We start from the raw sequence: 19,056 nt of genomic DNA, 5'->3' as shown, positions 1-19,056 counted from the left end.
ATGGCATCGATCAGAGAACGAAACGGAAAATTTAATGTGATCTATAACTATAAGGATGATTCCGGTAAACGGAGACAGAAGTGGGAAACATATGATACAAAAGCAGAAGCAAAGAAGCGAAAAAGAGAAATCGAATATAAACAGGAAATGGGCGCACTTGTTGTGAGAAAGTGCAATACATTGTCGGATCTGCTCACGGAATACGTTTCTTTGTATGGAAAAGAAAAATGGGCATTATCCACTTATGAAGGGAATGTAGGGCTGATCAGAAATTATATTGAGCCTATGGTTGGCTCTGTGAAACTTTCGGAGATTAACACCCGCTTTATGGAAAAATATTATCAGGGATTGCTACAGACAAAAGCAGTCGGAAATCCGGTGAAGGGGAATAAGAAAAATGAATTTGTTTCTGCGAGTACTGTCAGAGAAATCCACAAGCTGCTCCGTAATTGTTTTGAGCAGGCAATCAAATGGGAGATGATAGAAAAAAATCCGTGCACCTATGCAACGGTGCCGAAACATAAATCACAGAAACGGGAAATCTGGACAGCAGAAACCTTGATGTATGCAATGGATGTCTGTGAAGACGAACGGCTGAAGCTGGCAATCAATCTGTCATTTTCCTGTTCCCTACGATTAGGGGAAGTGCTTGGTTTGACCTGGGATTGTGTAGATATTTCTCCGGAAGCAATCGAAGAGAATCGTGCATACGTTTATATCAATAAAGAAACACAACGGGTAACAAAGGAAACTCTGAAAAATCTGGAAGGGAAAGATGTGTTGCTGGTATTTCCTTCGCAACATAAAACCAACAAAACTGTTCAGATTTTAAAAACACCAAAAACAGAAAGCAGTATCCGTAAGGTATTTCTTCCCAAAAGCGTTGCTAATATGTTGGTTGAGTGGAAAGCGGAGCAGGACGAAGTAAAAGAAGTCTTAGGTGAGGAATATATAGATTATAATTTGGTGATGGCAACGACATTTGGAAATCCCATTGGTACCGGAGCAATCCGGGGACAATTAAATAAACTGATCGAAGAATATAATCTTCCGCCGGTTGTCTTTCATAGTTTGAGACATAGCAGCGTGACATATAAATTAAAACTGAATGGCGGAGATATCAAAGCGGTTCAAGGGGATTCCGGGCATTCACAAGTGGATATGGTAACAGATGTGTATTCCCATATTATTGATGAGGATCGAAGACGAAATGCAGAATTATTCGAGGAAGCGTTCTATGAGAAGAAAAACCTGGATCCAAAGATGCGAGAGGAAACCACAACTCAGACAGTAGATGTGCCGGATGATGTGGATGCAGAGCTGCTTGCAAAAGTATTGGCAAATCCGGAAATGAAAGCACTATTGGCTTCGTTGGCAAAGGCGATGAAGTAATGAAAAATAGTGAAATTTTAGTGGAAAATTCGATGTGCAGAATTTTCAGCAAGTTAAAATATAAAACAGCAGTTTTTATCCAACTATTGAAAGTTTCATCCAAAATGGGGTATAATATGGACGAAAGAACAAAGGAATGGATGATAAACCTAAGGAAGGTAGGTGTAGAGGTGAGAAAGTTTGATTATATGAAATTAGCAGATAGATTGTGGGATGGAGAAGTCGTGTCATATATTGCAAAAATTCATGAATGTAAAGGGCGTCAGGAATTATTTACAAGGCAGAAGCCGGTTGAACTGGAGCGTTTGATAGAAATTGCACGTGTACAGAGTACAGAGGCATCAAATAAAATAGAAGGTATTGTTACAACAAGTACACGTATTAAACAGCTTATGAATGAGAAAACAACACCTAAATCACGAGATGAAAGTGAAATTGTTGGATATCGTGATGTACTTAATACCATTCATGAGAGTCATGATTTCATACCAATTAGAACAGCATATATTTTACAATTACATCGTGATTTGTTAAAACATGCAGGTCTTTCCTATGGAGGTCAATTTAAGAATACACAGAATTATATCAATGAGACAAAGGCTGATGGAACAGTAGTAACAAGATTTATTCCGTTGTCACCGTATGAAACGGAACAGGCAATAGAGGCAATTTGTGAAAGTTATAGAAGAACATTGGCAATGGAAACGGTTGATCCGTTGATTTTAATTCCAACATTTATTTCTGACTTCCTTTGTATCCATCCATTCAATGATGGAAACGGAAGAATGAGCAGATTACTGACTTTATTGCTTCTGTATCAAAATGGATATGAAGTTGGAAAGTATATCAGTATAGAGAAGCAGATTGAAAAAACCAAAGATGCGTATTACGATGTATTGGAACGAATTGATTATGGATGGCACGAGGAAGAGAATGATCCAACTCCTTTTATTAAGTATATGCTTCAGGTAATTCTCGCTTGTTACAAAGAATTTGAAGAGCGAGTTGGATTGATGTCAGAAAAAAATAGAAGTACGGTATATGATGTTGTTAAAAATTATGTAACTGAAAAAATAGGTAAATTTACTGGTGCGGAGGTTATCGCAGCATGCCCGATTGGTAGTCGATCAGCTGTTTTAAATGCATTGAATAAGCTTACAAAAGAAGAGATAATTGTAAAGTGCGGTTCAGGGAGGGGAACGTTCTATGTACGGAAAGATGCTATGGAAAATGAGAACCTTCCCCAATAGAGGTGATATTATTCATAATATGTTGGAATATGTTGATATTGCTGGAGAGTATGTTTAAATCAGGTAAATGCCCGAAAAGTCTTAATGAAAATCACAATATACGAAAAAAAGGAAGGGATTTTAATGCTGAATATTTATTATGGTGATATGAAAGAAGCTGTATATAATACATCGGCTTATTTTAAATATGATTATGAAGATAGTTGGATTGTAGATCCTTTTGTGAAAGAAATGATTCAAGATGTAGATAAGTCAACAGTTTTGGATAGTGGAGTAATAGATAGTCCGGTTTTAGGAAAGATTCCGCCAACCGGGTTATCCGGAGGAGTAAAAACGTTAATCCTTTTTAAGTTTAATAAAGATAAAATTTTCAACGTATCAACCTGTGGAGATAACTGTGCGAAATGGCTGCTTAAAATTGCAGAATCGGAAGACAGGACTGTAAATCTGAGGCATCTGATGGATTTCGGTAAGGAACCTTTTGAAATTCGTATTTTGAATACTAATGAAATTGTTCATTCTATGAAAGAACTGGTACCGATTGCAGGAGAATTTGTCTAATGGAGGGGTGGTACGATGAGAGGGAAACATAGAGTTATTGTATCAACAAAACGCTTAAAATATGATTTTGAAATTCGGAAAAATTTAACGATCATTCGCGGGGACAGCGCTACGGGAAAAACTACTCTTGTAGATATAATTCAGGAATATGTGAACAATCCAACAGGAAGTCCGGTAGATTTGACATGCGATAAGAAATGTTATGTGCTGGAAGGTGCTTTGTGGAAAGGACAACTGGCGGAGATTACGGACAGTATCGTATTTATTGATGAGGGAAATGATTTTATCAAGACTGAGGAGTTTGCTAGAGAAATTCAGAAAACAGATAATTATTATGTGATTGTAACGAGAGAATCCTTGCCAGCTTTACCATATAGTGTGGAAGAAATTTATGGGATCCGGACATCCGGGAAGTATGGAACATTGAAGCAAAGTTACCATGAATTATATCGGATATATGGGACAAATGAGTAGCTTGGAGAATATGCATGGACTATAAGTAGCAGGAGATCACTATGTTAAAAATATATTTAGGAAATATGGAGAATGCGATTTATCATCCTCCGACTTATTTCGATAATCGATATGAGGATGAATGGATTACAAACGAATTATCAATCAGAATAATTAAAGCTGTAGATAAGTCAGAAGTGATAAGTTCTCATCTGATACAAAGTCCAGTATTAGGAACGATTTCCACAAAAGAACTGTCAGGTTCTGTAAAGACATTGATGCTGATGGCATTTGACCAATCTGGAAAAGTGTTTAATGCGTCTGTATGTGGAGATGATTGTGCAAAATGGATTCTTTCTATAGGTAAATCAAAAGACTTGACAATAAATTTAAGACATATTATGGATTTTGGAGAAGAAGATTTTGAAATAGAAATTCTCAATACAGGTGATATTGTTCATAATATGTTGGAATATGTTGATATTGCAGGAGAGTATGTTTAGATCAGGTAAATGCCTGAAAAATATAACTTTACTAATGTTTTGGATGTCACTACAAGTAATATATCATGGGAGTTACATTTGAAAAGCGTGAATCTATTCATGACGGACAAACAGAAAGATGATATTTTTTCATCATTTATTACGGATGAAATTTCTGATTTTAATTCTAATGTATATTATACGAATCCGGATTACTTGCGATGTTCCTATTTAGAAGGAAAAATGTTGGCATAAAAAATTTACATTATCAGTAGTCAAAACACCGTAGACAACCAGTCTAAAGTACGGTATTATATATGTAGAAATCAATTCAATTTCATATTGTTTATCATTCTCGAATGCTTGAACGATGGTAGCCATATTTTTCATAATGGTGGTGACACGAAGGTATTCCCCAAGTATTAGCTGATGCAAATATTCTGCTAATAAACAGGTCTTATCTAAGGCATATATGTGGGGTACAGGAATTGACTTGATTTGACTCGGAAGTAGAAAAAAGCCGTGACTTTAAAGGGCTTATAATGATAGTTCTTGTCTGGAATTGACACTACCTATTCGCTCTCCTAAGCGGTAGGTCGGGTGTTCGAATCACCTCAGGAACGTACAAAAGGGGCTTATCTTGAATATCTCAAGACAAGCCCCTTTTCAATCCTCATTCCTCAAACAAAACTTTTACTGCTCCCATGCCGCAGTTGATATCAAAGAAGTTCTCAGCACCGGTATTTACCTTATAAGTACCGCCCATGCCTCCAAACTGATTATCACCCACTCTGACATCTCCCATTCCTACCTTCACCCTGTATCCGTATTCCGAAGGTGCCACAAGGCTTGCCGCAATCTCTCCCATGCCGCAGTCCAGTTTACATCTGCCCCGCATCTGGCCTTCCAGCATGATTTTACCCATACCGCATTTGATCTTGGCAGCACCGCTGTAATAATCTGCCAGCACAATCTCACCGGCCCCCAGATCCAGGGTACTGGCATCTGCCAGGATTCCTCTTCCCACCAGTTTTCCTGCACCCAGTTTTATCTTCACATCTTTAAAATGATATCCTCTAGGTATAATGATAATGATTTTCCGCTCCGAGAAAATATTGGTAATGTTACTCAGCAGGAACAGATCCCTATACCCTCTGTCTTTTATCTTCCAGACTCCATCCCTTACCTCTTCTCTGCAGTCCCCGTTTGGATAACATGACAGGTCGAGGGCAAACTCATCACCCTCCTTAATGATAGCGTCCGCCATTCCGATATCAATGTTCAGAGAATGGATCATCACATTATTCTCACGGAAAACTTTTCTGATTTCCAGTGTGCCGTTCTTCCAGTCCTCCTCCCATTTTCTTCTGTCAGCCTTATCCTGCTGCGGCCCGTTATCCTGGGTCCGGTCAGCCTCCGGTTTTACATTCTCCTGAGTTCCGAACCCATCCGTACCGGATGCTCCAGTCTTACTTCCCTGTCCGGACCGGCTCTGCGGCTGGCCTGCCCCCTCTTCGTTTATATGTTCTGTCTTAACCCGGCTCTGCGCTGCGTCTTCCTCTTCCGTCGTATCACCTGTCGCCTGATCTATCTGCCACTCCATCTCAGCCTGCCATTCCAGTCGAATCTGATTCTGTTCCTCACCGGAAGATTTTTTCTCCTCCTCAACGCTCTGTCCCCGGAACGAGTTTTCTGCCTCTGGCTCCCCTCCCGAAGGCATTTCACCTCCGGCAAGCTGACCGCCGCCCAGCAGCATATCCGTACTGACGCCAAATATATCTGCCAGGGGAACCAGCATCATAATATCAGGGCAGGAGAGACCGCTCTCCCATTTACTTACTGCCTGAGCGGAGATTCCCAGCTTCTCAGCAAGCTGTGCCTGTGTAAGTCCTTTAAGTTTTCTTAAAAATGAAATCCTGTCTCCAAATGCTTCCGGAAGACGGATATTTGCTGTTTTCATATTTGTATTCTCATCCATATTTTTTACCCATTCAACTTTCCTGTTCAGCGTTTACAAGTTATAAGTAAATTCCTGCTGCAGTGCACAGCCTGTTATCTGTACACGAAGATTATCTGATAAAACGGCGCGTCGTGTTTTTAAGATACTAACAGCATATCCGGAATTTGAGTGCATTTACAAGCAACCGTAGGTTGATTTTTAAGATTTTTTCAAAATTCAACCATTAGTTGACTGCTTTTACACCTATTATAACAAACACACCTTCTTATGGAAAGAAAAACAAATACATCCCGCATAAATGTCCTATACTCGCCCGACCGGCCTTCTGTTTTCTCCTGCAGCTAAAATATCCTCCCGGCAAACATTAGGAACCTAAGTATCTGAGTAAAATCTGTCCTGCATCATCCGTCCGTACCGCTGACCTTGACAGCAGGTGCATATACTCACTCCTTTTTACTGATCAATGAAATCATTACCGTCACTCTTTCTCACACAGTTCCCTGACAAACTGTTCCGGGGATATGTTTCCGCTGCCCAGCTCCTCTGAACCTCTCATAAAAACCTCTGCTCTGCGTCTGTCCAGATAAAATTCCCAATACTGCATTCTTTTGTCTGCTGATCCGGCCATATTTTCAATCTGCCGGCAGACATCATCCTCCGGCTTACATGCATTACCTGTATCCCATACCGGAATCCCTGCTCCTCTCTCATACAATTTCACGGCAAAATTCTCCAGTATTTCTTCCAGTGCCCAAACTGTCACCTCGGGATGCTCCGCAGCCTTATTCACAACAAAAGCATCACTGACCCCCCCAAGGCTTTCTCTGCCGGTATACACACCCGGAAAGGGAACTGCGGATAATTTTCCATGCAGTGGACTGTTTTCCTGCATGACATTTCCGGCGAAATCACTTTTTGCCAGATACATGGGAATCCTGCTCAGATAGAAATCATTTTCCACATCCTGCGTGCTCCTTGTAAATAAAGGACTTCCAAAAGCCCCCATATCCCTGAGCAGACAGAACTTATCAACACCGTTCAGGAAAGCGGAAATGTCCTCCTTTGTCCCTTCCTGTCTCAGCACCCTTTTACAGACATCACTCCCGGCCTCACTTACACATATACTTTCCAGATAAAGCCTGAAACCGGTATCCGTGTCCCCCGAACAGGCAAAAGGCGTGATATCCCGGGCAATAAACTCCCTGCATACCTCCTCCAGTTCGCCCCAATCCGAAGGAATCTGCAGTCCGCATGCATCAAACATCTCCCGGTTGACAAAAAGGACAGCCACACTTTCAGAAAATCCCAGACCATATATACCGCCCTCATAATTCATACCTTCCATCGCTTCCTCGTCTATCCTGCTGTTAATATCTTCAGACAAATATTCATTCATCTTCAGCAGTTTTCCCGAACTGACCGCCCCCTTCAGATAACTGTCTCCAAAGCAGAAGTAAATATCCGGTGTATCATTGGAAGCAATGGCAGACGGCAGCTTTTCTCTGTAAAGCTCCATCTCCGTACCTTCCGCCAATACCTGTACGGTATCATGCGCTTTGTTGAATTCCTCCACAGCTTCCAGAAAGGATTTCTTATATGCCTCCCCCTCATTTTCCCATGGATACCACAGACACAGATCTATCCTTTCTTCTTCCTCACCGCTTTTCTTCTCCTCGGACTTTGGAAGAACGCGAAAACAGAGCAATGTTATCGCTGCCAAAAGAAATAAAAACCCCAATAAAATAATTCTCTGCCGTTTTTCCATCTGCTATCACCCATGCTGTCCTTCATAAAACTCAGATTTTTAATATCTCCTCAATGCACTCTGCCGCGGCTCTTCCCAGATTTCTGTGTCCTTCTCTGCTCAGATGGATACAATCCTTCACGGAAATCTCCGCAACCTTCCCGGCATCCAGCAGCCAGACACCCTCCATTCCCTTTAAAGCAGCCTCATAAGCGGCATACAAAGCCTTACTTTTACTCACAGATTCCTCATCGTACATACCATAAAAATCAGATGACGCAATCTCATCCCGCACCGGTGCCGGGACGATCACCAGGACCTCCGGTCTTTCTCCTACCCAGTATGTATCCGGATTTCGGGCCATTTTAACAAGATTCACCATACCTGCTGCTATCTCCTTAACACTGGGCGTAAATATATGACGGATATCATTTGTCCCCAGCATGAACACCACCAGATCCAAAGGCTGATGGCTCTGCAGGCTGCAGCCCAGAAACTTTCTGCCATTCCTGTCAGGTGATGTAGGGTCATCAAACATAATGGAACGTCCGCATAGGCCCTCCTCAATTATTTTCGCCCTGCCTTCCAGACATTTCTGCAGAATCCCGGTCCATCTCACATCATCCCCATACCTGAAATCTTCACCGTCAGGCTCAGGATTATGTCCCCATGTATTGGAATCACCATAACACAATATACGTTTCATTTTCTTATCCTTTCACAGCTCCTAATGTCATTCCCTCTATAAATTTATCACTTGCAAAAATAAATGCAATAAGCAGAGGTATAAAACTTATCATGGATGCTGCCATTATAGTTCCTGTCAGTGTACCATTTAAATCCTTCATGGACGCAATGCCCAGGGGAAGGGTTTTCATCATAGTTTCATTTACAGTGATAAGGGGCCATGTCAGACTTCCCCACTGCTGCGTAAAGTTAAAGATTGCCAGAAGACTTAACTGCGGCACTGTTATAGGCAGTACAATCTTGAAAAATGTCCCATAATTGCTGCACCCATCTATCTTAGCTGCCTCTATTAATGAATCCGGTATATCTTTCATAAACTGTGTCATCATATAGACTCCAAAAGCACTTGCCACCCCCGGAAATACCAGAGATTTATAAGTATTCACCCATCCCAGCTTGGAAACGATCAGAAAAAGAGGAATCAATGTGGTAACACTGGGAATGATCTGCGTCGCGACCACCACATTAAACAGTACCTTGGAACCGGGAAACCTTCTTTTTGCAAATGCGTATCCTGCCATGGATGCCACCAGTACCACCAGCACCGTATTGCTGCCTGCAACAAATACACTGTTCAGCATCCAGCGCAGATATGCCCCGCCCTGCATTTTCAAAACTTCTGTATAATTATCCAGTGAGCCTCCGCTGGGCCAGAATTTCGGCGGATAACTGATGATTGCATTGGTATCCAGCATGGAGGATACAATAAGCTGCCAGAAAGGAAATGCAATGATGACCACCAGTAAAAACAGCATAAATGTCTTCAAAAAGGAAAAAACTTTCTTCTTTACCCTATATCTGTTCATTCTTTTTCCCCCTTCTTCTGGTTTTATCCTTTTCTCTCAATAACAGATTCTCCAGACCATAGATCAACAGGATCACAAGCAGAAATACAAGTGAAGCTGCTGCCCCGAATCCCACTCTGTAATATTTAAAACTGTACTGGTAAATCTCATATATCACGGTCTGTGTCGCACCGAGAGGCCCTCCGTTCGTGAGCATATACACAGATTCAAATATCTGGAACTGCCAGATCGTATTCATGGTCACACACAGAATGATCGCATTTCTGATAAGTGGCAGCACCACATAGATTGTCTCCTGCACTACATTAGCCCCGTCTATTCTGGAGGACTCCAGGCAATCTGCGGGAAGAGAACGCATTGCCGACATATACACAAAGACAAAGAAGGTTCCGCCCTTCCAGAGTTCCAGTATCATAACTGCCATCTTTGCACTGAATCTCCCGTTCAGCCAGCTTATGGGCTTCATGCCCAGCACCTGGAATAACATATTCAAAGGTCCGTTGTTCGATAAAATATAGGAGATCAGAACACTGGCCACAACCATGGAGATCAGCATGGGAAGAAAATAGATGACCTCGCACACATGTCCAAACCGTGTTTTTTTCTTGATCAAAAGGGCAAAAAAGATCCCCAGGAACTGGCTCACCGGCACTTCGATCAGCATATAGATGAACGTGTTCTTAAAAGCGTTTTGGAAATCCGGTGTCTGCAGCACATCCTTAAAGTTCTTCAGTCCCACCCAGTCAAATTGTGCCTGCAGAAAGTTACCGTCATGCAGGCTGAGATAAAAAACGTATCCTATAGGTATAATTGTAAATGTGATAAAGAAAACTGCAAATGGCAGTAAAAAACTATAGGACACAGCATATTCCTTAATTCTTCTCTTATTCATAAATACACCATTCTCCTAAACAGCAAAGGGGCCTGTAAAAGCCCCTCTCAGTCCCAAAACTTATTCTCCGCTGATTGCTTTCATAGAATCATACATAGCCTGGATGGAATCCGCCGGTGATTTCTCACCTCTTGCAACATTTTCATACATGATCTTCAGATTCTGAAGCATTGCATTGGCGTAATCAGAAGCAGGGCTGACCTGGAGCTTCTTGATTCCTTCCGCGGCAACAGCCATTATTTCGTCTCCCTCATACATCATGTCATTGGTAGCCAGCTGCGGGGAGAAAAATCCCACTTCTGACAGATATATCTTTTCAACTTCCGGTCTGGTGATATACTCAACGAATTTCCACGCTTCATCGGGATATTTTGTCTGGCTGGAGATGGACAGCATACCAATGTTGGCAAAATTCCATTTGGCATGTTCCTCGTCACTGGCCGGTCCTGCCGGAAGGGCAAATGCTCCCAGATTAATATCTGAAGCCTCTTTAATAATATTTGTATAATGAATCTGCTGTGGGAACATGGCAACCTGTCCGTTATAGAAATATGACCGCTCCTCATCCTTATTCGTATATTTTTCCAGTGGAAGAACTACCTGATCCTCATGATACAACTGGTCAAAGAAAGTCAGTCCCTCTACACCCTGTTCATTATTAAATCCAATATTGGTAAGGTTTTTATTCCACATATCAGCTCCGGCCTGGATAATGTAGGACAGTGGCTGCCAGTAGTCATCCATCTCATACATCATGCCCCATTGGTCAGTCTCGCCGTCACCATCTTTATCCTGGGTAAGCTTTTTCGCTGCTTCTCTCAGTTCTTCCCATGTTTCCGGCACCTTTGTAACTCCTGCTTCCTCAAACATATCCTTGTTGTAGAACATAACCGAATTCAGTGCAACAAATGGTATTCCCATAAGTTTCCCGTCATGAGAACAGTATTCCAAAGCCGACTCCGGATAACCTGATAACTTTTTCTCGTCCGCATAGTCATCAAGTGACAGAAGATATCCATTCTTGGCATACAGCGGGAACTGCTCTGTCTGGAAACTGATGTCCGGACCGCTGCCTGCAGAGAAAGCCGCTGTCTCCTTCTCCACAACAGAATCCCATGCAACATTGAGAAATTCCACTTCAATATCCGGATTTTCCTTGTTGAAGTCCTCGATCATACCGGCCCATATGTCATCCTCACGGTCCGAATGCGGTGATTTCCAGAATGTAAGCTTTACCTTTTCCCCTGAATCCTTATCCGATGTGTCCGCGCCTTTTTCCTCTTTACTCTCTGAGGCCTTACTCTCCTCTGAACTGCCGCCGCAGCCTGCCAGCAGGCCGATTGCCATACTTGCGCATAAAAGCATTGCTATTTTCCTTCTCATTCTCTTTTCCTCCTGATACATACTATAGCTTTTCATGCCTTATCACTTGCTACGGTTACAGTATAGAAAAAATCCCCGCCACTCTGAACCCAGTATTTTTACCCTATTCCGCACATATTTTACTTTTTTTATAATCATTAACCGACATCCCCACATATTTCCGAAAGCAACGGCCAAAGTAGTCAGGATTCGGAATGCCGACTTTCTCTGCAATCTCATACACCTTCCAGTTTCCTGATTTCAGATAATCACATGCGTGTTCAATCCTCACTTTATTGAGATATTCCACGAATGGGATGCCTGTCTTCTTTCTGAATGTACGGCTTAAATAACTGGGGTTCAGGTAAAATCTCTCAGCCGTTGTGGAAAGGGAAAGACTGCTCTGGGCATAATTCTCCTCCAGATAATCCCTTATCTGTTCCATAACCTCCTTTGTCCCTTCCTCCACTGTCTCGATCTGCCTGCCCACTCTTGCAAGGGCTTCCTTTACCTCCTGCCGCTTTAAGGGCTTTAAGATAAAATCCACAGCTCCGGCCCGGAGTGCTTTCTGCGCGTACTTAAAATCATCATAGGCAGTAACAATGATCACCTTAACCTGCGGATATTTCTTCATGATCTCTTCCGCCAGCGCAATACCGTCCATAATGGGCATTTTAATATCCGTAACCACCAAATCCGGTATTTCCTCCTGTATACGGAACAGTGCCTCCCTGCCGTTCTGGGCTTCCCCTATGATCTTCATATGAAACTCTTCCCAGTTCACAATAATTCTGAGAAGGTTTCTGGTCCCCACTTCATCCTCCACAAGCAATACTTTCATCATGACCTTCATCTCCTTCATAACAGACAGGCACCCTCAGTACAATAGTTGTCCCTTTTCCTTTTGTGCTCTGAATTGTATAATCTATATCTGACTCATAGAATATTCTCATTCTCTCTATGGTTCCCCGAAGCCCGAAACTCTTCTCATTGCTGCTTATATTCTCTCTGTTCAGCTCTTTGATCTTATCCTCATCCATTCCCACACCGTCGTCCTCTATGGTGAACTTCAGATATCCATCCTCCGCTGTCCCCTCCACATACACCACACCTGGTGTTTCTTTTGGACGGATTCCATGATTTACTGAATTCTCCACAAGAGGCTGCAGCACCATTTTTAAGATAAAAGTCCCCTGTATCTCCGGGTCCACATTGAGAACATAGTGCAGGGAATCACCATACCGTAATTTCTGCAGTTCCAGATAATCTTTCACCATCTCTGCCTCTTCCCTGACCGAGATCATTTCCCTTCCCTTGCTCAGCAGTATCCTGTAATAGCTGCCGAAAGCCTCCAGAGCATCATATACCTCCTCATTCTTTCCGCTCAGTGCAAGATATCCCATCGCGTCAATTGTATTATATAGAAAATGCGGCTTCATCTGTTCCTGCAGCGCGTTCAGTTCTGCCCTTCTCTTTATTTTTTCCTCTTCATATACTCTCTCGATCAAAGCATCTATCTCATCCACCATCTTGTTATATGTAGTCTCCAGAATCTCCATTTCCCCGAATGTGTTATACCTGTTTCCCCACATCCTAATCTTCTCAAACTTTCTTCCGCTCATGCGGTTCATAGAACCTGCCATCTGTTCCAGCGGGTCAGCCACATACCGTTTCATGATAAAATATCCGATCCCGCAGAACAGGGCCAAAAATATCATTGCCATGGCAAAAATGATCCCGCCGATCCCTGACTGCTTCAATCCGTTTTCAATCCTTACACCTGCCAGTACCTTCCAGTTATTGCCTTCGATATCCTGCTGCGCAAGAAGAAGACTGTCATTGTTTTTCTTACTTTTCAATGCTTCCTTTACACTGGGCAGGGACATATCCGACTGGGAAGTGACGATCTTACCTGTATCATCCAGAACATATATTACCGGTATACTCTTGCTGTCCAATCCCCCGTAACTGTCTGCAAATGCATTCAGGTCCATATTTATCATCAATATTCCAACAGGATGGTAATCCGTGGGGTTGTTGATCACCCGGATGAGAGACACCGTAGTCTCAGCGCTGCTTTGAGTCAGAACACGGTCAGCATTTAGCTTTAAACAGTAAGAACCTGCCAGTTCTCTGACCTCCTCATACCAGTTTGTCTCCCTGATATCTTCCGTGCGGAGAGTTCTGACATGATTCTTATCTATACTGCATCCATGACTTTCCATATCCCACATATAAATACCGTTAATATGGGTCTCCGTATCCACAAGCGATGTAAACTGATGCAGACTCTCCTTCTGCATCTTCCCATCCTTCAGCTCCAATGCCTCTGTGATATCACTGCTGGACAAAATGATCCTGGAATAGTAAGCCGTATTGTCTATCAGCGTTGATATATTTTTACTGACCGTGTTCAGCGTCTGGGCTGAGAGTGCCTGCGCTGACTCTGTGGCATTTTTGTCACTGACCCGGTAAAAGATCAATAAAATAATACTCCAGGATACCAGAAGCAGCGACATGTACAGAAACGCCAGTTTTACAGAAATCCTCGCCTTCCCAAGGATCTTTCCCTTTCCTCTTCCCATAAAATCCTCCAATCCCCTCTATCCTCTTCCACAGCCCAAAATGACAGGTACCATCACGATACCTGTCATTCACCAAAAGCTACTTATCCTTTGCCAGTTCATATCTGATTTCCTTCATATCACTTTCATACTTTCTGAAGGAACCCTTTCCGTTCATCTTAGCATTGAAAAGCGCAACATCAGCCTTCCTGTAAAGCACGTCAAACTCCATGCCCTGTTCAGGTATCATGACATAGCCGGCGGATACGGAGAAGACGATCTCATGCTTCCCGTCGCTGCGGACAGTGACCATACTCTCCATCACTTTTTCAAGCTTTGCATGCACATCCGTGTCCCTGATCCGCCTGCAGAATATAAGAAATTCATCTCCGCCGATCCGGCAGAGTATGTCATCGCTTCTGAAAAATCCTTTCAGCTTCCCGGCATTTTTGCAGATCATCTCATCGCCGTATGCATGGCCGAATACGTCATTAGCCAGTTTAAAGTTATCCAGGTCAAACATGATGATCGCAGCGGTTTCCTCCCCGCCCTCCATATCCGCCAGATAACTTTTGATTCTGGGTATTGCTGTCTGACGGTTAAACAATCCTGTCAGGGCATCCGCCTCGGCAATTTTAGTGAGACGCAGTTCCTGGTTTTTCTGCTCTGTGACATCCAGATAATATCCCACTGCTTTTACGGGAATACCGTTCTTATCACAGATAGTCTCCCCTGCCGCCTTGACCCATACAGCCTTTCCATCTGCCTTTATCAGCGGAAATGTACATTCCACACCGGCCCCAAAATAATTTTTGTATAATTTCTTTAATATGTCTATGAAGGATTCCCTGTACGCTTCAGGCATCCGTTCTTTTTCCAGAAAACAAAGCGGAAAATTTCCTATCAGCCGGGAGGTATCCTTCTTTTTCCCTGACTTCAGATGCTGGATATCAGACAGAGTGAGCATATTTCTTCTGAAATCCCACTCCCATCCGTTGATATCCGCCAGACGGAGGATACTCTCAATTTCCTTTCTCACCAGCCACAGCTCATGTTCCTTTTTCTTAATGGAGGTCACATCCCTGTAAATGCAGAGATAGACGCTGCCCTCCTCATCCCCGCTGATAAACCTGCCGTCCATACTGAGCCATATCTTCAGGTTATCCGGCATTTTGATCTCAATGGTATCCTGGTAGTTCCTTCCTGACTTGATGGCATCCTCCAGTTCTCTCCTGACAGACTGCAGCTCCTGTCCTGTTTTCCATGGTTTTTCATACTCTTCCTTTGTATATCCCAGTTCCCGGAAAAGTCCGTCTCCCAGTATCTCATACCTGAATATCCCATTCTTATAATGTACAAGTACAACATTATCTGAGAAATTCTCCATGAACATCCGCATCTTATTTTTCAGTTCCATGGTCTCCGTCACATCCACAACAACTCCCTGGAAAAATGACGTTCCGTGAAAATTCATATATTTACTCTGGTCAATGACCCATATATACCCATGCTTTCCCAAGATCCTGTATTCCAGATTATGTGATACGGTATTACGCCTCAGTAACTCAGCGCCTTCCTCAGCCAGGCGCCGGTCATCCGGGTGCACCATCCGCATAAATTTGTTCTGAAACAGCTCCTGTATCTCAGCCCTTGTATAGCCCAGCATTTCCAGGAATTTGTCACTGATATAGAGGAAATCATACTCCGGTGTGTCCGCGCATCTGTGATATCCGCCGGGCATGTCATAATTCAGAAACTTGAGCTCCTGGTTCTGGCTCAGCAGCATGGCGTTGCGCTCCGCAAGCTGCTGCTGTACCATCATGGTCTCAGAGATATCCGTACACGCACTGACAATAGCCATTCTTCCATCTTCCGCCCTGATTATTTTCCCCTTATCCAGGGTCCAGAACCAGGAACCATCCTTTTTCGGCATACGGTATGTTGTAGTGTACTCCGCACCCGGATAATACGCGCCAATATCATGGCCCACCCGCTCCCTGTCATCCGGATGAATGGTATTGATCACCTGTCCTTTAATGGCCGCGTTAAGTTCCTCATAACTTTCATAACCCATCAGACGGATCATCTCATAATTGGCAAAATAAAGAGGAAATCCCTCCTCGCAGTATCCCCCGATCATGCCGCCCGGGGACATCTGGGCAAATATAGTGGCGGCTGTCTTTCTGTTCTCCTCTGTCAGCTTCATAAAGGATGCATCGTTTTCCGATACATTGAGAACAGCGGCAAGTGCTCTCTGGGAAGATTCCAGCATGGCCTCCCTCTCCTTCTGCATGGTGACATCACTGACAGATCCGTAATAAAATCTGTGCCCATCCTGTTCCTTCAGGAAAAACACATGAATATGCATCCAGATTGTCTTACCGTTCCCTTTCAGACGCCTGACTTCGCCTTCCGCTCCTGTTATTGACTTTTCATAAGCTTTCTGGAAAATGCTCAGCATTTCCCGCCTGTCATCCTCATAGACGTATTGGATGATCCTTACTTTATTTTCCTCAAGCTCTACAGGGTCTGTCTCCATGATCCTGTAATATTGTTCATTGACGCGTATAAGCTCTACATCGTTCCGGTAAACATCATAAAATGCTATTCCGCCCAGGATATTGTTCATCATGGTCTCACTGAACACATTATCTCTGAACATATCCTTTATACGGAACCTCTCAATCTCCCTGGCCTTGATTCCCCTGAAATCCACTTTGTTTTCATCTGCAAGAAGCTTTTCAAAGGCTTCTACCGGCATTGGTTTGTAAAAATAATACCCCTGTGCATAGATACATCCCATATCCAGGAGAAAATCCACCTGTTCCTTTGTCTCAACCCCTTCTGCGATCACGCGGATTCCCATCAGCCGTGCCATACTCGTTATGGCTTCCAGTATACCCATTCCTCTGTCTGCGCTCTCCTCATTCATATCCAGGAACTTCATGTCTATTTTAAGAATGTCCACATTGACATCCTTTAACATATTGAGGGAGGAGTATCCGCTTCCGAAGTCATCCATGAGAACCGTAAACCCTGACTTCCGCAGGTTCTCCACAGCCGCTCTGATAATATTATAATTTTCCGCGTAAGCACTCTCCGTAATCTCTATCTCTATCAGCGATGGGTCCAGCCTGTACTTCTTTATCAGCCCGCAGAAACACTCCGCCACATCAACCGTATAAATATCTACTCTGGACACATTGACAGATATGGGAACCACCCGGTATCCCCTGTCCAGCCACCCTCTCACGCTGCTGCATACCATATCCCAGACATACATATCCAGTTTTGCGATAAATCCGCTGTTCTCCAGCACCGGAATAAATTCATCCGGGGGAACCAGGCCCCGCTCGGGATGAATCCACCTGACAAGTGATTCCAGGCCTATGATCCTCCCTGTCATCATATTACATTTTGGCTGCCCATAAAATACAAACTCGCCGTTTGTCAGTGCTCTCTGCACTTCTGATAAAAGTAAGTGGTTTTCCTCAATTTTCTGCATCATTGCCGCATCATACCAGGAAACACGTTTTGCATAATTTCCCTTTACGGATGCCAGCGCAATGGATGCCCGGTCATACATGGTGCTTACAGGCAGGCTTTTATCTGTTATCTCATACATACCGAATACAGGAAGGAATCCGGCATTTCCTCCGTACTGCTTTACGTAGTTCAAGATCTCATCCTGTATACTTTTAATCGTTTCCCTGTCATCAGGCAGTATGATAACAAAATCATCATCTCCCATATAACCGGCGATTCCCTTGTTGCTTTCCTGGGTCCTTTTAAAAAATCCTCCTGCTATTTTAAGAAATCTGTCACCGGCCTCCTGTCCATACCATTCATTGAAAATCTTAAAGTGTTCTATATCAACAGCCATCAGACAGTATCTCTGATCCCCGCCTGCCTTCAGAAATTCATCGGCTTTTGAGAAAAAGATATTCTTCCTGTAAAGCCCGGTCAGACTGTCATAAGCGTTGTCCTGCAGTTGATTTTGGTGCTCCTGTTTCATCTGCTTTGTCTTCTGGGTATTGATATCCTGGATAAAGCACATAAGGATCTGATCTCCGTCCCCGCTATGCCTAAGCGGCACAACAAGCTGAAGAATCCAGCAGAAATCACCATTCTGCATCTTTTTTCTGCACTGGCTTCTCACGGCATTTTCCGCTGTATCCTTTGCCATCCTTGTCAGAATATCATCCAGGTTCCAGAACCTGAAATATTCTTCCCTGTCATCCGGATGGATCAGGCGCTCTCCTGTATCCTGAAGCATCTGTGTAAGACTGCCAGATGAGGGGACAGGGGGATATTTTTCCTGCATTTGGTACAGTTTTTTGTATGTATTTTGTGTAATATTCAGCTCGTACAATTCATCATATGCGGTGAGGTTGGTAAGATTAAAAAACAGGCTTTTATTGCCCTCATGTATCTCCTTTGCCAGAACCATGCTGCAGATACCGGAGCCGGGCCAGTCAATGGCTCCGGAATTAACCTCCACCCATTTCTTAACCTTTTTATTATAGAAAATGGCATTATCCCCGTCCTTCCGGGCAAGAGGACACTCCCCGCAGGGCTTATCCTCATTACACAGAATCTGATAACAGATCTGCCCGCACTCCAATTCGGGAAAAGTCTCCTTCAGCGCATCATTGCAGCTGACGATCCTGTAATCACTGTCTATAATATATATTTTGCTTTTATTATTAACCGATAGCTTTTCCATAGCCCCTCCAACACACATACAATACCATCAATATATCCATTATAGTGCTGAATTCACATAAACGTCAATGTTTTTGCCTCTCCTTTATGCAATTCAACCAAAATAAATCTAACAGAC

Annotated in this window: 14 protein-coding genes; 5 read left to right on the top strand and 9 right to left on the bottom strand. The window is 43.2% G+C overall.

What is annotated here, in order from left to right; genetic code table 11:
• From LC508_RS19890 to LC508_RS19870, 5 genes are all read left to right on the top strand, one after another.
• On the top strand, positions 1–1,392 hold the full coding sequence (locus LC508_RS19890; protein ID WP_039925177.1) for a site-specific integrase: 1,392 nt from the start codon (positions 1–3) through the stop codon (positions 1,390–1,392).
• Positions 1,392–2,642, top strand: a complete 1,251-nt coding sequence (locus tag LC508_RS19885; RefSeq protein ID WP_008977276.1) for a Fic family protein — start codon at positions 1,392–1,394, stop codon at positions 2,640–2,642. Before LC508_RS19890 ends, LC508_RS19885 begins: the two co-directional genes overlap by 1 nt.
• A 123-nt stretch (positions 2,643–2,765) precedes the next feature.
• A complete protein-coding gene (locus LC508_RS19880; protein WP_008977275.1) occupies positions 2,766–3,203 on the top strand; it encodes a DUF4869 domain-containing protein in 438 nt (145 codons plus the stop codon).
• Positions 3,204–3,218: 15 nt separating this feature from the next.
• Positions 3,219–3,677 carry a Fis family transcriptional regulator gene (locus LC508_RS19875; protein WP_008977274.1) on the top strand — a complete coding sequence of 153 codons (459 nt, stop codon included), beginning with the start codon at positions 3,219–3,221 and terminating at the stop codon, positions 3,675–3,677.
• Between the two features lie 41 nt (positions 3,678–3,718).
• Complete coding sequence (locus LC508_RS19870) at positions 3,719–4,159, top strand: DUF4869 domain-containing protein (RefSeq protein ID WP_009247014.1); 441 nt, start codon at positions 3,719–3,721, stop codon at positions 4,157–4,159.
• 652 nt (positions 4,160–4,811) lie between these two features.
• Here LC508_RS19870 and LC508_RS19865 read toward each other — a convergent pair.
• From LC508_RS19865 to LC508_RS19825, 9 genes are all read right to left on the bottom strand, one after another.
• Complete coding sequence (locus tag LC508_RS19865; protein ID WP_103731405.1) at positions 4,812–6,098, bottom strand: helix-turn-helix domain-containing protein; 1,287 nt, start codon at positions 6,096–6,098, stop codon at positions 4,812–4,814.
• 478 nt (positions 6,099–6,576) lie between these two features.
• On the bottom strand, positions 6,577–7,863 hold the full coding sequence (locus tag LC508_RS19860) for an extracellular solute-binding protein (protein WP_103731401.1): 1,287 nt from the start codon (positions 7,861–7,863) through the stop codon (positions 6,577–6,579).
• 31 nt (positions 7,864–7,894) lie between these two features.
• Entirely contained in the window at positions 7,895–8,548 is a 654-nt protein-coding gene (locus LC508_RS19855) for a GDSL-type esterase/lipase family protein (protein WP_103731402.1), read from the bottom strand.
• Between the two features lie 4 nt (positions 8,549–8,552).
• Entirely contained in the window at positions 8,553–9,395 is an 843-nt protein-coding gene (locus tag LC508_RS19850; RefSeq protein ID WP_103731403.1) for a carbohydrate ABC transporter permease, read from the bottom strand.
• A complete protein-coding gene (locus LC508_RS19845) occupies positions 9,382–10,287 on the bottom strand; it encodes a carbohydrate ABC transporter permease (protein WP_033143196.1) in 906 nt (301 codons plus the stop codon). The genes LC508_RS19850 and LC508_RS19845 overlap by 14 nt, the downstream gene beginning before the upstream one ends.
• Positions 10,288–10,347: 60 nt before the next feature.
• The gene (locus LC508_RS19840; protein ID WP_033143195.1) at positions 10,348–11,670 is read right to left on the bottom strand and encodes an ABC transporter substrate-binding protein; all 1,323 of its coding nucleotides are present in this window, start codon (positions 11,668–11,670) and stop codon (positions 10,348–10,350) included.
• A 103-nt stretch (positions 11,671–11,773) separates the two neighbouring features.
• Positions 11,774–12,493, bottom strand: coding sequence for a response regulator transcription factor (locus tag LC508_RS19835; RefSeq protein ID WP_158587360.1), 720 nt, complete (start codon positions 12,491–12,493; stop codon positions 11,774–11,776).
• Positions 12,465–14,234: a sensor histidine kinase gene (locus tag LC508_RS19830; RefSeq protein ID WP_033143194.1), complete on the bottom strand. Its 1,770-nt coding sequence runs from the start codon at positions 14,232–14,234 to the stop codon at positions 12,465–12,467. The genes LC508_RS19835 and LC508_RS19830 overlap by 29 nt, the downstream gene beginning before the upstream one ends.
• A 79-nt stretch (positions 14,235–14,313) precedes the next feature.
• Complete coding sequence (locus tag LC508_RS19825; protein WP_033143193.1) at positions 14,314–18,939, bottom strand: EAL domain-containing protein; 4,626 nt, start codon at positions 18,937–18,939, stop codon at positions 14,314–14,316.
• Between the last annotated feature and the right edge of the window lie 117 nt (positions 18,940–19,056).

Source organism: Blautia parvula (assembly GCF_020215665.1).
GTDB lineage: Bacteria > Bacillota > Clostridia > Lachnospirales > Lachnospiraceae > Blautia > Blautia celeris.
Note: the sequence above shows the minus strand (reverse complement) of the source record. Positions and strands in the feature narration are given on the sequence as shown.

What these genes read in the sequence shown, in the direction of transcription:
- LC508_RS19890 (WP_039925177.1), top strand. Translation starts at nt 1, where the DNA reads ATGGCATCGATCAGAGAACGAAACGGAAAATTTAATGTGATCTATAAC.
- LC508_RS19885 (WP_008977276.1), top strand. Translation starts at nt 1,392, where the DNA reads ATGAAAAATAGTGAAATTTTAGTGGAAAATTCGATGTGCAGAATTTTC.
- LC508_RS19880 (WP_008977275.1), top strand. Translation starts at nt 2,766, where the DNA reads ATGCTGAATATTTATTATGGTGATATGAAAGAAGCTGTATATAATACA.
- LC508_RS19875 (WP_008977274.1), top strand. Translation starts at nt 3,219, where the DNA reads ATGAGAGGGAAACATAGAGTTATTGTATCAACAAAACGCTTAAAATAT.
- LC508_RS19870 (WP_009247014.1), top strand. Translation starts at nt 3,719, where the DNA reads ATGTTAAAAATATATTTAGGAAATATGGAGAATGCGATTTATCATCCT.
- LC508_RS19865 (WP_103731405.1), bottom strand. Translation starts at nt 6,098, where the DNA reads ATGAAAACAGCAAATATCCGTCTTCCGGAAGCATTTGGAGACAGGATT.
- LC508_RS19860 (WP_103731401.1), bottom strand. Translation starts at nt 7,863, where the DNA reads ATGGAAAAACGGCAGAGAATTATTTTATTGGGGTTTTTATTTCTTTTG.
- LC508_RS19855 (WP_103731402.1), bottom strand. Translation starts at nt 8,548, where the DNA reads ATGAAACGTATATTGTGTTATGGTGATTCCAATACATGGGGACATAAT.
- LC508_RS19850 (WP_103731403.1), bottom strand. Translation starts at nt 9,395, where the DNA reads ATGAACAGATATAGGGTAAAGAAGAAAGTTTTTTCCTTTTTGAAGACA.
- LC508_RS19845 (WP_033143196.1), bottom strand. Translation starts at nt 10,287, where the DNA reads ATGAATAAGAGAAGAATTAAGGAATATGCTGTGTCCTATAGTTTTTTA.
- LC508_RS19840 (WP_033143195.1), bottom strand. Translation starts at nt 11,670, where the DNA reads ATGAGAAGGAAAATAGCAATGCTTTTATGCGCAAGTATGGCAATCGGC.
- LC508_RS19835 (WP_158587360.1), bottom strand. Translation starts at nt 12,493, where the DNA reads ATGATGAAAGTATTGCTTGTGGAGGATGAAGTGGGGACCAGAAACCTT.
- LC508_RS19830 (WP_033143194.1), bottom strand. Translation starts at nt 14,234, where the DNA reads ATGGGAAGAGGAAAGGGAAAGATCCTTGGGAAGGCGAGGATTTCTGTA.
- LC508_RS19825 (WP_033143193.1), bottom strand. Translation starts at nt 18,939, where the DNA reads ATGGAAAAGCTATCGGTTAATAATAAAAGCAAAATATATATTATAGAC.